Genomic DNA, 14,509 nt, shown 5'->3' with positions numbered 1-14,509 from the left:
CCTTTATTCGGCAACTCCGCTATTTTGAACCCTTTTTAATTCATACAGCTTGATTTGCGTCAAATATTCGTAATAAGCCCACAGGGTCGCAACCGTGAGACCGGCCAGCCCTTTCTTGAACAGCCCGTGAACAAAATATTTTTGCCCGAAGCGCAGAACCGGGCGGAACAGCAGCCGCATCAGACTGAAATTTTTGTTGGCAGAAAGAGCTTTCTGCGCTTCCAAGGCGGTGTATTTATTAAACCGGATCACATGGTCATCGATGCTGCGGTAGCCGTCATGCCACAGGATTCCCGGCATAAATCCGATCTTGCGCCCTTCCGGTTCCGGTCCTTCGTGAACCTCCGTCTCTCGAATGGAGGTGACTTTCCGGTTATACATCCGCGGAAGATGCTCCCCTTTATCGAGCCACTTCCCCATAAAATTGCCGATCCGGTAGATGTTGTAAATATCCGCGTCGGCCGTTTTCCCGGCTTTCCACTGCTTAATGGAATGTTTCAGTTCCTCGTTCGCAAATTCATCCGTATCGATGAAAAAGATCCAGTCGTGGGTCGCCTTCTCCGCGGCAAAATTGCGTTGTTTGGCAAAGCCGGGCCATGGATTGAAAAATACTTTGCAGCCTAAGCTTTCGGCGATTTCCACCGTCGCATCCTTGCTTCCCCCATCGACAACAACAATCTCATCCGCAAAATCCTGACATGAAACAACGGCTTTGGCGATTCGTTGCTCCTCGTTTTGAGCGATAATCGTCACCGATATGCGCTTGGCCTCGGAGTGGTCCATCTCCTGATTGACTCCTTTCTATTTAGGTAGCATTTGATTTGAGCCGTTGCGTGATTTTCTGCTTAAACCATAATAAATCGCCCTGTGTCGGAACAGGACGCGGCATCGGCACCTTCAAGCTGAGCGGGAATTGAAACATGATGAAGCAGAATCGGACAAAGGTTGCCGCTAATAATGCACAAGCCGCTCCCGTCAAGCCGAAGCGCGGAACCAGGATGATAAGCAGCGGAATGCTGATGGAGAGACCTATAGCTTGGAGAAGGGATACTTTGCCGGGCTTTCCCAAAGCCATGAAGGTTTGCGCCAATACCCAGACCGCACCGCTTAATGCCGTCTCAAGAAGCAAGATCCATATAATACCCGTCGCTTCCCTATATTTCTCGCCATACAACAAGATGAGCGCCGTCGGCGAAATAACCATTAGCACCAGGGCAATGATGCAGGTGCCCGTCGAAGCGATCCGGAATACTTTCATCGTGAGCGAAATGGTCTCGTCCCTGCTCATGCCTGCGGCTTTGGGCAGCAGGACAATCGCAATGGCATTTTGAAAAATGCCGACCATCCGCGCAAGGCTTAAAGCGACCAAATAGAGCCCCAGGTCGGTCGGTGTCATTAACCGCACCATCACCACCTGATCCATGAACAAAGTGAGCGTCGCCACAATATCGATCAAGTAGGAAGAAAGACCGTACGTGATCAGTCTCTTGGCCGACGAGACGATGCCTTTCAACGAAGTTTTGTACACGCGAAACAGCTGGTATACGGTATAAATCCCAACCGGTACATTGGGAAGAAAATACGATAAGGCCGAGGTAAACGGGGTTAGATGGCCCGTGAGCGCCAGCCCCAACAGCATGATCAGCGTCGCGACAACAGGCAAATATCGCCTTCGGTTAAACCCCTTAAAATCTTCGCGTCCCTGCATGACGGCGTTTAAATAGTTCGTAAAAAGTACGCTTGGCGCAAAAAACATCAAAATTTGTGCCAAATAAACCGTTTCCTGCGAATAAGAGCTCAGCCAGACCGGAACAAACCAGATGCCTGCCGCCGTAATGAATACGCTGGTTCCCAGATGAATCAGGCAAGCGGTATAAATAAAGTTTCCGGATTCCTGCGGATTTTTCTTCATGTTGTAGATCACGGAGGTTTGCAGGCCGAGCGTAAACAATTGCCCGAGCAGCGACGGCCAGAGCATGATCGCCGATTGCTCCCCTCTCCCGACGGGGCCTAAGTAACGGGCGCAAATGATCCCCGTTCCGAGGTTCAGAAGAACGATAAACATGCTGGTCATGATGGTTCTTATCGTATTGGCCGCGCTTGATTTTTTACTCAACTTGTTCTGAAGACCGGTCCATAATGGGATGAACCTTTTCAATGCTTTTTCGGGTAGTATAGACATGAGCCGCGACATCCTTTAGTCTCCTTTAGTTGATGGTTCGGAGCCATTCCAGCCCATAGCAACGCAAAACCAGATCAATACGCCTAGAATGGAATTGTAGCTGTTGGAGAAAAACAAATTGGTGAATGAAGCGGTCATGACAGCAATGCCGAATCGCGTATAGCTTCTCTCCCTTAAGCTCATCCCATGTTGGCTGCACAAGCTTTTGAACAAGCTCCAGAGCCCATAGCAAAAAGCGGCAGTTCCAATCAGACCGTAGGTCATCATAATACTGCCTATCCCGCTATCGAATACGCCGGTTTCTTGGCTAAGCTCGCCGCCGTTCTGCAATCGCGTGGCCGTCCCCAGGCCGCCCAATCCCAAACCCTGCGGATTGCCGAGAACCATCGGCAGCAGCTGGTTGGTCAAATCCATCCTTTCGTTAAACGAATGATCGTTCTCCATATCCCCAAACGTGGCGAACCGGTTCAGCAGATCCTGCCCTTGCGGCACGACCAGCAAGCATGCGTAAATGAACAGGATAAAGCCGGCGAGAATGCTAAACGATTTCAAACGGTTCATTTCTTTCGAAATCGCGATAAAGACGATTAAGGCAACCGCCGCCAATACCCATCCCGAACGCACCAAGGTCACAATCGAGCCCATGGCTACCAGCATGACGCCGGCCCATCCGAAGGCCCCCCGCCATTTTTTGACCAGCAGCATTGCGGTAAGCGCCAACGAAAGATAGCTGCCTGCGGGACCTGGAGAGTTGAGCGTCGAAAATACCCGGATTTCAAACGGGTTGGGCTTGCCGATCGACGTCATTCCCGAATAATCCATCCAAAACGCATCCCATGGCGGAACCACGACAAATTGGATCATCCCATAGCAGGCAATGAAGACGGCGAGATGGACGAAGCTTAGCATCCAGGTATCGCGCTCTTGAACCGTCGGACGGTAAGCTACGATATAAGGCAGCCACAGCAAAGGCACCAGCGTATTGGCCAGGTCAAACAAACTGGCCGATCCGTTACGCGCAAGCCCGATGAGCAGTGCATACCCCATCGCCCCAAGCAGCCACAGCAGACCCTTGCCCACTTGCCCGGGAAAATCGCCCAGCGCGCGGACGATCGGGATGACCATCAGCAGGCTGACGACGAGCGGAAGGACGCTGATCATCGACATCGAGTGGTAAGACTCCGTCAGCCAATCGTAGATTCTTCGCATTTCGGGCGCCGTGACCCAAACAAACAGATTGTAAGGAAGAAACCACAGCGAATTATGCCATGCCAGCAGCAAAGCCGGAAAGACGACGAGCATGACGACAACCAGCTGCATCATGGAATCGCCGCTTTTTAATCCGATGGCATAGCCTAAATAACCCGCGAGCAACCAAGACAGAATGATTTTTCCTATCCCATGGCCGTATAATTTGCCGCTTATTTTTAAGTATCCTGTTTTATGCAATTGGCCGTTCCTCCTACAGCGTCTTTAAGACAGCGAAACGCCAACGGACTTTCTTTGCTTCGTGCTTTCCAGAAATGCGCGATATTTCGTTTGCAAATGCTGGTCGAACTCGTTTTTAAACCGGTCGACGTTGAATTTCTCCGCGTGCGCCCGAATCAGCTCCGGGTTCCAGGTCATGCGCTCGCACTGCCTGACGGCCTCGGCCAACGAAGCCGCATTCGGCTGCTCGAAATAGACGCCGTTAAGCGGCGGACGGATCGTATCGAGCGCTCCGCCTCCCTTGTAGGCGATAACCGGCCGGCCCGCGGCGTTGACTTCAAGCGGCGTAATGCCGAAATCTTCTTCTCCGGGAAAAATAAATGCCCGGCACTGCGACATCAGCTTGGCGACTTCCTCGTCCTCCAGCCGGCCCAAAAATTGAACGTTGCTTTTGGCCATGCCGCGAAGCCGCTCCAGATCGGGCCCGCCGCCGACCACGTACAGCTTGGCGCCGAGTTGATTGAACGCCTCCACCGCCAGATCGATTCTTTTGTAAGGGATAAGACGCGAGACGATCAAATAAAAATCGTCCACCTGCTCCGAGATCCGGTAACGATCCGTTTCGACCGGGGGGAAGATGACGCTGGACTCCCTGCGGTAACAATTCTGAATTCGTTCTTTCACGATCGTGGAATTCGCGATGTACTCACTCACCCGGCCAGCCGTTTTCCGGTCCCAGTATTTCAAATATTTCACATAAAACCGCAGCCCGTTTTTGATGAGAGGCGAATAGGATTCCCGCGAGATGTACGTTTCAAAATCCCACGCAAACCTCATTGGGGTATGGCAGTAGCATAGATGGAACGTTTCTTTCGGAACCTTGATTCCTTTTACAAAAGCGAAGCTGGACGAGATGACGACATCGTATTCGCTAAAATCCATTTGCTGAAGAGCAAAGGGATAGAGCGGCAGCAGCTTCTTGAAATTGGCTTCGATCCCGGGAATTTTCTGGGCCCATGTTGTCCGGATGTCGGCGCCCTTCAAGTCGTGCATCATTTTGTCAAAATTGGCGGCTAACGTGTAGATCGGGGCTTCGGGATACATCTGATGCAGAACGGCAAGAACCCGCTCGGCTCCGCCCATCTGCGTGAGCAGATCGTGAACAAGCGCTACTTTCAATTCCGAAGGCCTCCTTTATATTTTTATTCTTCCGCTGATGACTTGAGGATAGAACGACGTAATTTTTTGAACCGTATGTTCGATCAGGAACAGCTCCTTCACCCGGTTCATGGCCTTCTCGCCCATTTCCTTGCGCTCTTCCGGATGCTCGATCATCCACTGAATGGCCTCAATTAGGCGCTCCGCCTTTCCCGGCGGTATGAGCAATCCGGTTTCTTCGTTCAGCACGATCTCCCGGGGCCCTCCCGCATTGGAAGCGATGACCGGAAGCCCGACCGCCATGCCTTCGACGATCACCTGGCCGAAAGGCTCCGGAATGACGGACGTGTGAACCAGCAAATCCGCTTGACTCATCAATTGGGAAATATCGTTCACATGTCCCAGCATCTTGACGTTAAACAAACCGTTCTCACGGATGTATTGGATGAGCTGCTGCTTGTAGACCGCATCCGCCTCGAACAGCGCATCGCCCGCGATCCAAAACTCGACATTCCGCTTGGCAAAGGACTTGGCGGCTTCCAGCAAAATGTGCTGTCCTTTCCAATCGGCCAGCCTGCCGACCAACAGCACGATAAAGCGGTCGTCCTTATCCTCAAGCTGCGGTTCGTTCTTCCGTCCGATTTGCCCGAAGTAAGAAGGGTAGGCAATGGTTTTTTTCTTGGACGTCGCTTGCGACAAATTCAAAGTAGCCATCGTTGCATTGGAGTTGGCGATGACGCCGTCCGGCAAATATTTCACCAGCAGCTTCATAAAGAAAGCGACGATTTTTCGCAAATACGGCGCCTCGATGATGTCATGAATATGCCAAATGAGCGGTATGCCGGCCGACTTGGCGGCAACGGCACCGTAGATGGCGGATTTCAGAGAATTCGTATGAACGCAGACCACTTTTTCTTCCCTAAGCACTCTACCGACGGCTTTTCCGTATAAATAAGTTTTAATCGCAGAGCTGAATACTTGGAAATTAATTGTATTGCGATTTCTGTTTCTAACCTTCTCGTCCAAATGGATAATTCGAACGTCCATTCCTTTTTCTCTTAAACGTTCTGCGAGCGGTCCGTCCTCTGCCAACACGACTAGCGGTTCTACGGTTTGATCAAGATTGGTCAGCAGATTAAACAGCGCCACTTCACCGCCGCTCCATCTGGCAGTATGATCCAAGTATGCTACGCGGTACATGCGACACATTAACCTCCCTTCTTACCTATAAAATTATAATGAAAGACGACCCCACATCACTGAACCTTCTGCTCCCGGATGACCATCGGATAAAATTCGGTAATCCGTTTGACGGTCGATTCGATCAAGAAATGTTCCCGCACACGCGTCATGCCCATTTCCCCCATGTGCCTTCGTTCCTCAGGATGATCGATCATCCATTGAATGGCCTCGCTCAGCAGCTCCGGCTGTCCCGGCTGAATGAGCAGTCCGGTGACGTGCGGCACGACGATCTCGCGCGGCCCCCCTAAATCCGAGGCGATGACCGGCAAGCCGTTCGCCATTCCTTCCACAATGACCTGCCCGAACGGCTCCGGCATAATGGAGGTGTGAACCAACAGATCGGCTTGCTGCATCAATGACTGGATATGCTCGACATGCCCAAGCATCATCACATTCGTTAAACCGTGATCCTCAATAAACTGCTGCAGCCGCTTTTTGTATCCGTCGTTGCCGAACAAGGCGTCGCCGGCCAGCCAAAACCGGACCTCCGGCTGCTGCTTGAACCGCTTCGCGGCATCGAGCAGGACATGCTGCCCTTTCCATTCGTCCAGCCGGCCTACGAGCAAAATGACAAACTGCTTCCGGTTCGAAGCTTCGAGCATCGATCCAATCGGGCCGTTGTACGACGAATAGGCAACCAGCGTTTTAACGCTTTGCGCTTCGGACAGATGCAGGGAAGACATGGTCGATTTGGAATTGGCTATAATGCCGTTCGGCAGCAGCTTTGCCATGATGCGGATAAATTTGGCGATGACAGGGCGCAGGTACGGCTCCGCAATGTTATCCCGAATGTGCCAGACGAGAGGAATCATGGCGCTTTTGGCCGCGATTGCCCCATAGATGGCCGATTTCAACGAGTTGGTGTGTACGCACGATACTTTTTCCTTTTTCAGCAATTTGCCGATTTTCAACCCGTACTGGAAAAACTCAAGAACGGAGACGAATAAATGCATGTCCAGTTTGTTCCGATTCCGGTTCCTCGTTTTGTCATTGAGCAGGATGACTCTAACGTCGATACCTTTTTCCCGCAGCTTTTCGGCCAGCGGTCCTTCCTCGGCAAGAATGACCAAAGGATGGACCGTTGAGTCCATATTCGTAAGAAGGTTGTACAGCGCGACTTCTCCTCCACTCCACTTGGCCGTATGATCCAAATAGGCAACCCGAAGCATGGCGATTTTTCCATCCTTTCTCCAGTAATACCACTCCTCTTGAGACCTTCACGCATCATTTGTTTGTTTCGTTACGTGGCTTCCCAGATTCACTTGGCGCAACAACCATTGGATATCGTCACGAGTGATGAGCAGGCGTGGAATTGTAGTTTTTAAAGTAAACTTGTATTGACTCAGTATGAATACAAAGCGAACGCAGGTTGCGGCGAGCAGCGATATTCCGGTAAAAAGCAAGCCATATCTGGGAACAAGCAGCACCATAAGCACAAGGCTCACGGAAAGACCGATCAATTGTTGGATCGAGCAAATGCCGGGTTTTCCGACAGACATAAACGCTTGCGACAAAATTAACGTGCCGCCTCCGATGACAACCTCCAGCAGCAGAATCCGGAAGATGCTGACCGCTTCGTGATACTGCGAGCCATACAACAAGTTCAATACCAAAGGTCCGATAAACATAAAAAGAAGCGCTACGATCAAGGTGACGAATACGCTGATGCGGAACACTTTTTTGACGAGCTCAATCGCTTCCTCCTTTTGGAGGCCCGACGCTTTGGGAAAGACGACCAAAGCCAACGAGGTTTGAATCACATTGACCACTTTGGCCAGACTGACCGCGACCAGATACAGCCCCAGATTGGAAGGGGACAGCAGCATGATGACGACGACCTGATCCATATACATGATCAACGTGCCCATAACATCGACGCCGGAAGACCGGAGGCTGTAGGAAACAAGATGGCGGACGGACTGATTCATCTGTTTCAAGCGAGGAAGATACCGCCACAGCAACCGCACCGTCAGCCCCAAGGTAATGGGAATGGTCGGCAGCGCATAAGCAACAGCTCCGCTGAAGGGCGTCAGCTTGTTCGTGAATATTAAGACGAGAAGGATCAGTACGGTCCCGATATGGGGTAAAATACGCAATTTATTAAAAAGTGTAAATTCCCCCCTTGCCTGCAAAACCGAGTTATTTATATATTCTAAAAGCAATACGGGCGAAGCCAACATAAACCATTGTGCGTATCGAACCACTTCCGGAGAGTAGCCGTGCAGCCAATAAGGGATACCGGCGAAGCCTATCAACAAAGCCGCGCAGCCGGTCGCCAGACATAACAGCACTCCCGCTACATACAGCCCTGGGGAATCCTCCTGGCGCTTCTTTAAATTAAACAACAGCGCGGAAGGAAGCCCCAGCATCAGCATACCGGCCAAAAAAATAAACCAGAGCGTCATCGCGGAAAGCTCGCCTTTGCCGACCGGACCGAGATATCTGGCCGTCAGGATGCCGGTGATCAAATTCAACAGAAAGATCAGCATGGTCACGGTAACCGTGCTGATCGAGCTGGCCGTACTGTCTTTTCTGGTAAACAGGCTTTTGACCAAGCCATAGACGTTGGAAATATCCAATCCCTTGCGAAACAAGGACATGAAACTGTTCATTTTCTCTCCTCAATTCGTTCGATAGCCGGAAGAGGCTTAATCCCTAAAGCGGCGACAAACCATACAATGGCTGCTCCAATCCCTGACATTCTATTTTCGAATGTTAAGTAGCATACGGCACTGATCAAGACGCAAAGCGCCAGCCGAACGTATTTTTGATCGGCTTGACCGGCTGTTTTGAGCGAGCGGAACAACTGTTTCGCATACAGCCATATGGCTCTAAAAAACACAATGGCGCCAAAAAATCCAAAGGTTAAAAACAAAGCGAAAAAGCCGTTGTCAAAGTTCCCATACTGCCCCAATTGTCCGCCATTTTCCAATTTCGTCCCTGTTCCTACGCTGCCAAGCCCCTCGCCGAACGGATTCCCAAGCAGCTTCGGAATCATATTTGCCGTGAATTCCATCCGATCGTTATACGAATAGTCGTCATTGATATTGCCGAGCGACTGGAACCGTTCGACCAGTTTGTCCCCGCCTGGAACGACCGGGATAAGACCAACGCCCAATATGGCAATCGCAGAGATCAACAATAAGCCCTGCGCGCGTCTCTTGGCATTGCTCAGTATCAGGTAGAGCAAAATCGCCACCACCATCGTCACCCAGGACGCTCTTACCAACGTAATGATCAGTCCCAAAGCCATGACAGGCACGCCTAGCCATCCCATGAAGCCCCGCCACTCTTTCTCGACCAGCATAGCCATCAAGGCGACGGACATGAACATGCCCGCCGGACCCGGCGAGTTCAGGGAAGAAAAGACGCGGATTTCGTAAGGCACAGGCAGCCCGTTTGTCGACATCTCCACTTCGTTCATCCAAAAAGCGTCCCAGGGCGGAACGACAAAAAATTGAATGATGCCGTAGACGGCCACAAGCAAAGCGATATTCACATACGATTTCATCCACAAACGGCGCTCCGCATGTCCGTGAGAGCGGAGCTCGGCATACACTAAAAACAGCAAAGGGACAATATAATTCGCAAAATCGAACAGGCTGGCAAACCCGTTCCGTATCATCCCGATCGCAAGCCCGTAAATCAAGGCGATTAAAAACAAGATCAGTACGTTTCGGATCACGGGCGTCATCTCCCAGCGTCTCCGCACAATCGGGATGATGACCGTCAAAGTGACCAGCAGCGGCAATACGCTAAACAAAGAAACCGGATGATATTCGTTGTGGTACCATTCAAACAACCTGCGTATTTCCGGGTTAACCGCCCATACGAACAAGATATAAGGAATTAACCACTTCGAATCGGTCTCCGCCATAATCAGGGCCGGAAAAAATACGGATAGGATGATCGTTAATTGAACGGCCAGCTGTTTATCAAGGATCGAGCTAAAAAAGCCGACCCCTACCGAAACAACGAAGGCGAGCCACATCCATGCCGGAACTTGCAACCATCCCGCGGTCTTTTGCAAAGGTATCTTCATACTGCTCCTTTTAAAACGTATCTACATTTCTGATTCCATAAACACAAATCCGATTAAACGAGCATTCACTTGCTCGTGGTTTTTCTTCCATTTCCGCACTTCGTCCAATTTTACGGTTTTATGCTTGGCGACGAGCACCACGCCGTCGCACTGGGCCGCCAGCATCAAGCTGTCCGTCGTCCACTCCGCAGCAGGCGAATCGATAAATACGAGGTCGAATTCGCCGGCGAGCTGACGCAAGGTCAACCCAAGCGTTTCCGAAGCCAGCAGCTCCGTCGGATGCAATCCCGTAACTTCTCCCGCCGGAATGACGCTTAGCCCTTCGATATGGGTACGCACGACGGCATTTTTTAGCGGCAGCTGTCCCGTCAAAAGGTTGGAAAGCCCCTCTTCGTTAGAGATGTGAAAATAGTGGTGCTGCACCGGTTCGCGAAGGTTCGCATCAATCAACAGGACCCGTTTGCCGGCTTGGGCGAAGGAGACGGCCAGATTAGCCGTCAACTGCGATTTCCCTTCCCTGGGCTTGATCGAAGAAATCAAGATGATGTTCTTGGTTTCATTCATGCGAAACGAATACTCCAGCTTCGTACGAATGGACTTGTAATCTTCGGAGGCTTGCGCCTTAGGATTCGTTAGCGTAATTAAAGCGGTATTAACTGAGCTTGGCATACGTCGGATCACCAACTTTTCGATTCATTGTTTTCGCTTCCCGCCGCTTCCAATCTTTCTTGGTCGTGACGGATACGTTGCCTAAGGGGATCAAGCCGAGCTCGGCTTCCAAGACAGCCGGGTTTTTGATCGTATCGTCAAGCGTTTCCCTTGCGATAATAAAACCTACCGACAGCAGCAGCGATACGACAAACGCCAACAAGACGTTAATCAGCAGCTTCGAGGTCGCTTTCGGCGCTTCGCCGTCCGCCGGCCCGTCCGGGAGAATGTAAATGTTGTGCACCTGCATAATGTTCGCAACCTGCGATTGGAACACTTTGGCGACGGCATTTACAATCTGATTGCCGTACTCGTAAGAGCTTTTCGTAATGGAAATGGTCAGCAGCTGAGAGTCCTTGGACGAGCTGACCTTCAGCTTCTTGGACAAATCCTCGGCGGACAGCTTCAGATCGGGGTATTCGGATACCGTTTTGTTAAGCACGGTCGGAGATTTAATCAATTCCTTGAACGTGTTAATTAACAAGATGTTGGTATTGACCGCACCCAAGTCCAGCTTGTCTCCGCTGTTGACGATGAGCCTGACGGACGACTCGTAAGAGGGGGGAAGAACTTTATATGTGACATAAAATGAAGTCAAGCAGGCAATAAGCACAAATGAGACAATCCACAGCAGTTTTCTTCTCACTACCCGGATATAATATACAAAATCCATACCCTACCTCCGAATGTTAGCTCTTATATGACCTCGGACAAGGCTCGGTACTGACGGTGCTCTTGGGAATTTCCGATACCGATGCCCTCGTAATGATAACCTAGCTGGGTCATCATTCCGGCCGACAGGAAGTTTCTGGTATCGAGTACGTATTTATGATTCATACGGCTGCCCATATCGCTCCAATTCAGCAGGGCGTAATCTTCCCAATGCGTCAGCAGCACAATGGCATCCGATTGGTCCGCCACTTCTTCCGCCGCATGGCAGTACGTTACCGCCAAGTTCGGATTGAAGATATGGAACATCTCCATTCCTTGCGGATCATGCACCTTGACGCTCGCCCCTTGGTTGATCATGCCTCTGATGATGAAGCTTGCTTGCGTATGGCGCGTATCGTCCGTGTTGGGCTTGAACGTAAGGCCCAGAACGCCGATCGTCTTGCCGTAAAGCGTCCCTAATTTTTTCTTCACTTTTTCCACAATATACGCGTGCATTTCCAAGTTCGATTCCATGGCGGCTTTCACTACATTAAGCTCGCGACCGTGTTTCCGGCTGGCAGCCAAAAATTCCGCCGTATCTTTCGGGAAGCAGCTTCCGCTCCAACCGCTGGATACCTGCAAAAATTTGTTGCCGATCCGCGAATCCAAGCCCATGCCTTTGGATACCTCCAGCACGTTGGCTTGCATGGCCTCGCATAAACGGGCGACTTCGTTGATATAGCTGATTTTGACGGCCAAAAAAGCATTGGACGCGTATTTGATCATCTCGGCGCTGCGGGTATCCGTCTCGAAATAAACGGGCAGACCGCTCTCACGCTGCGGGTTGAAGCCGAGCTGGCGAATAATTTCGTAAGGCTGCTCCATATCGACGAGCTTGCTGTACAACTCTCTCATGATCGTTCTTGCCCGTTCGTTCAAAGTCCCGATCACGATCCGGTCCGGCAAAAATACGTCTTCTACCGCATAGCCTTCTCTTAAAAATTCCGGATTGCTGATGACGCTGAAGTGGACGTTGCTTTTCAGCCCCGAATGCTCTTCGACGATGGCGCTGACATGCTCGGCCGTTCCGACGGGAACAGTCGATTTATTGACAATGACCGTATAACCGTCAGGCTTTATAGTTTTGGCAATGTTGACAGCCGCTCCTTCGATATATTTCAGATCAGCGCTCCCGTCCGGTCTTGACGGCGTACCTACGCCGATAAACACGACATCGGCTTCCGCTACCGCATCGTACTCGACCGAAGCGTTTAGCGTCACCCCGGCATACGTTTTAGTCAGGGTGTCCAATCCGGGCTCGAAGATCGGGCTCTTGCCTTCGTTAATCGCCTGCACCTTGGATTGATCGATATCAATGACGGTCGTCTGATAACCGAGCGCAGCAAAAGCCGCTCCGGTAACGCTGCCGACATAACCTGCTCCTATGCAAACAACTCTCATGGTTTGCCTCCTTATACGACGTTTTGTTTCATGTCAGCTTCATGTTTCGCCCGATAAGCGTCAATCGTTCGTAATAACCCCTCTTCCAATTCAATGATCGGTTCCCAGTTCAGCAAGCGCTTGGCTTTCTCGATATTGGGACGGCGAACCTTCGGATCGTCTACGGGTAGCTGGTGGAACGTAATGTTACTGTCGGTGTTGGCCAATTTTTTGATCAACTGGGCCACTTCGATAATTTGATACTCTTTCGGATTGCCGATGTTAATAATTTCGCCTGTGGCCAGATCGCTCTCCATCATCATTTGCAGGCCGCGAATATTGTCGTCTACATAACAAAAAGACCGGGTCTGTGTTCCATCGCCATATACGGTCAGGTCTTCCCCGCGAATGGCCTGGGATACGAAATTCGAAATAACTCTTCCGTCATCGTTCCGCAAACCGGCGGAATACGTATTGAAAATTCTCGCAACCTTCACTTCTACGCCATAGCGTTTATGGTATTCGTAGCAGTAAACCTCGCCGAGTCTCTTCGCTTCGTCGTAGCAAGCGCGGGGGCCCCAAGTGTTCACATTGCCCCGGTATTCCTCGGGCTGAGGGTGCACCTCCGGATCGCCGTAGGCTTCGCTGGTGCTCGTGTACAGCATTTTCGCTTTCTTGGCCTTGGCCAGCTCCAGCATATTTTGCGTTCCCAGCGTATTCACTCGCATCGTGCCAATAGGATCGTTTTGGTAGAATTTAGGAGAAGCAGGGGAGGCTAAATGATAAATTTCGTCGACATGTCCGATTTTCTCAAGCTCTTCCGAGACGTCGTTCGAAATGTCCATTAGCAAAAACTCGAAATTCGGATGGGTCAATTCCTGGTGCAAATTCGAGATTAATCCGGTAGACAATACATCGATGCCGATGACGTGGTGGTTTTGCTCAAGCAATCTCCGAGTAAGATGAGAGCCGAGAAAGCCGGCCGCCCCGGTGATGACAATTCTTTTCATGACAATTCTCCTATTCTTAATGAGTATTGCTCTTGATCATGACACGCAGCGTGCCGAAAATAATTTTGATATCCAACCAAAACGAAGCGCGTTTAATATAATACAGGTCATGGTGCAAATTTTCGTGAATCGGCTTTTTGCGGTCCTCGCTAATTTGCCAGAGCCCCGTAATCCCCGGTTTGATGGAGAAACGCCCGTTTTCTGTGTCGGTATAGTATTGTTCGACGATTGACTTCTGCTCGGGACGCGGACCGATAAAGCTCATGTCCCCTTTTAAAATATTAAACAGCTGCGGCAGCTCGTCGAGACTGGTTTTGCGGATGAATCTTCCGACCTTGGTGATCCGGGGATCCTGATCGTTCTCGGGGGACCTTCCTTCGCGGGCAACATGCGTATACATGGAGCGAAACTTGTAAATGACAAACGGCTTGCCGCCTTTTCCGATGCGGTGCTGCTTGAAAACGACCGGGCCCTCCGACTCTAATTTGATGAGAATGGCAACCATGATCAAGACCGGGAGCAGGAGTAGAATTAATGCAATGCTCAAAATCAGATCGATCGCTGTCTTTACATACTTCACATACACATCGGACGATTTGGTTATATCGTCTTCCATCGAGTCTTGATAAGTCGCGGAGTCCAAGTAAA

At 50.8% G+C, this 14,509-nt stretch carries 13 protein-coding genes; all 13 read right to left on the bottom strand.

Translation table 11 applies throughout. The features are described 5' to 3' along the window. Positions 1-3: 3 nt before the first annotated feature. Genes KQX66_RS30890 through KQX66_RS30830 form a run of 13 tightly spaced genes read right to left on the bottom strand, consistent with a single transcriptional unit; the run spans position 4 to position 14,504 of the window. A complete protein-coding gene (locus tag KQX66_RS30890) occupies positions 4-783 on the bottom strand; it encodes a glycosyltransferase family 2 protein (protein WP_216797276.1) in 780 nt (259 codons plus the stop codon). Between the two features lie 22 nt (positions 784-805). Continuing rightward, complete coding sequence (locus tag KQX66_RS30885) at positions 806-2,182, bottom strand: oligosaccharide flippase family protein (protein ID WP_284439866.1); 1,377 nt, start codon at positions 2,180-2,182, stop codon at positions 806-808. A 15-nt stretch (positions 2,183-2,197) separates the two neighbouring features. Next, a complete protein-coding gene (locus KQX66_RS30880; protein WP_216797271.1) occupies positions 2,198-3,631 on the bottom strand; it encodes an O-antigen ligase family protein in 1,434 nt (477 codons plus the stop codon). 24 nt (positions 3,632-3,655) lie between these two features. Next, complete coding sequence (locus KQX66_RS30875; RefSeq protein ID WP_216797269.1) at positions 3,656-4,789, bottom strand: glycosyltransferase; 1,134 nt, start codon at positions 4,787-4,789, stop codon at positions 3,656-3,658. Between the two features lie 15 nt (positions 4,790-4,804). Then, the gene (locus KQX66_RS30870; RefSeq protein WP_216797267.1) at positions 4,805-5,968 is read right to left on the bottom strand and encodes a glycosyltransferase family 4 protein; all 1,164 of its coding nucleotides are present in this window, start codon (positions 5,966-5,968) and stop codon (positions 4,805-4,807) included. Positions 5,969-6,024: 56 nt separating this feature from the next. Further along, the gene (locus KQX66_RS30865; RefSeq protein WP_216797265.1) at positions 6,025-7,179 is read right to left on the bottom strand and encodes a glycosyltransferase family 4 protein; all 1,155 of its coding nucleotides are present in this window, start codon (positions 7,177-7,179) and stop codon (positions 6,025-6,027) included. A 48-nt stretch (positions 7,180-7,227) separates the two neighbouring features. Next, on the bottom strand, positions 7,228-8,622 hold the full coding sequence (locus KQX66_RS30860; RefSeq protein ID WP_216797263.1) for a lipopolysaccharide biosynthesis protein: 1,395 nt from the start codon (positions 8,620-8,622) through the stop codon (positions 7,228-7,230). After that, entirely contained in the window at positions 8,619-10,052 is a 1,434-nt protein-coding gene (locus KQX66_RS30855; protein WP_216797260.1) for an O-antigen ligase family protein, read from the bottom strand. Before KQX66_RS30855 ends, KQX66_RS30860 begins: the two co-directional genes overlap by 4 nt. A 21-nt stretch (positions 10,053-10,073) precedes the next feature. After that, positions 10,074-10,721 carry a CpsD/CapB family tyrosine-protein kinase gene (locus KQX66_RS30850; RefSeq protein WP_216797258.1) on the bottom strand — a complete coding sequence of 216 codons (648 nt, stop codon included), beginning with the start codon at positions 10,719-10,721 and terminating at the stop codon, positions 10,074-10,076. Then, a complete protein-coding gene (locus KQX66_RS30845) occupies positions 10,705-11,433 on the bottom strand; it encodes a YveK family protein (protein WP_216797256.1) in 729 nt (242 codons plus the stop codon). Before KQX66_RS30845 ends, KQX66_RS30850 begins: the two co-directional genes overlap by 17 nt. Positions 11,434-11,456: 23 nt before the next feature. Next, positions 11,457-12,872: a UDP-glucose dehydrogenase family protein gene (locus KQX66_RS30840; protein WP_216797255.1), complete on the bottom strand. Its 1,416-nt coding sequence runs from the start codon at positions 12,870-12,872 to the stop codon at positions 11,457-11,459. 11 nt (positions 12,873-12,883) lie between these two features. Next, entirely contained in the window at positions 12,884-13,861 is a 978-nt protein-coding gene (locus KQX66_RS30835) for a UDP-glucuronic acid decarboxylase family protein (RefSeq protein ID WP_216797254.1), read from the bottom strand. 16 nt (positions 13,862-13,877) lie between these two features. Next, the gene (locus KQX66_RS30830; protein ID WP_216797253.1) at positions 13,878-14,504 is read right to left on the bottom strand and encodes a sugar transferase; all 627 of its coding nucleotides are present in this window, start codon (positions 14,502-14,504) and stop codon (positions 13,878-13,880) included. Positions 14,505-14,509 lie beyond the last annotated feature (5 nt).

It is taken from the genome of Paenibacillus oleatilyticus (assembly GCF_018998565.1).
Classification (GTDB): domain Bacteria; phylum Bacillota; class Bacilli; order Paenibacillales; family NBRC-103111; genus Paenibacillus_G; species Paenibacillus_G oleatilyticus.
This window is presented reverse-complemented; position numbering and strand designations above follow the sequence as displayed.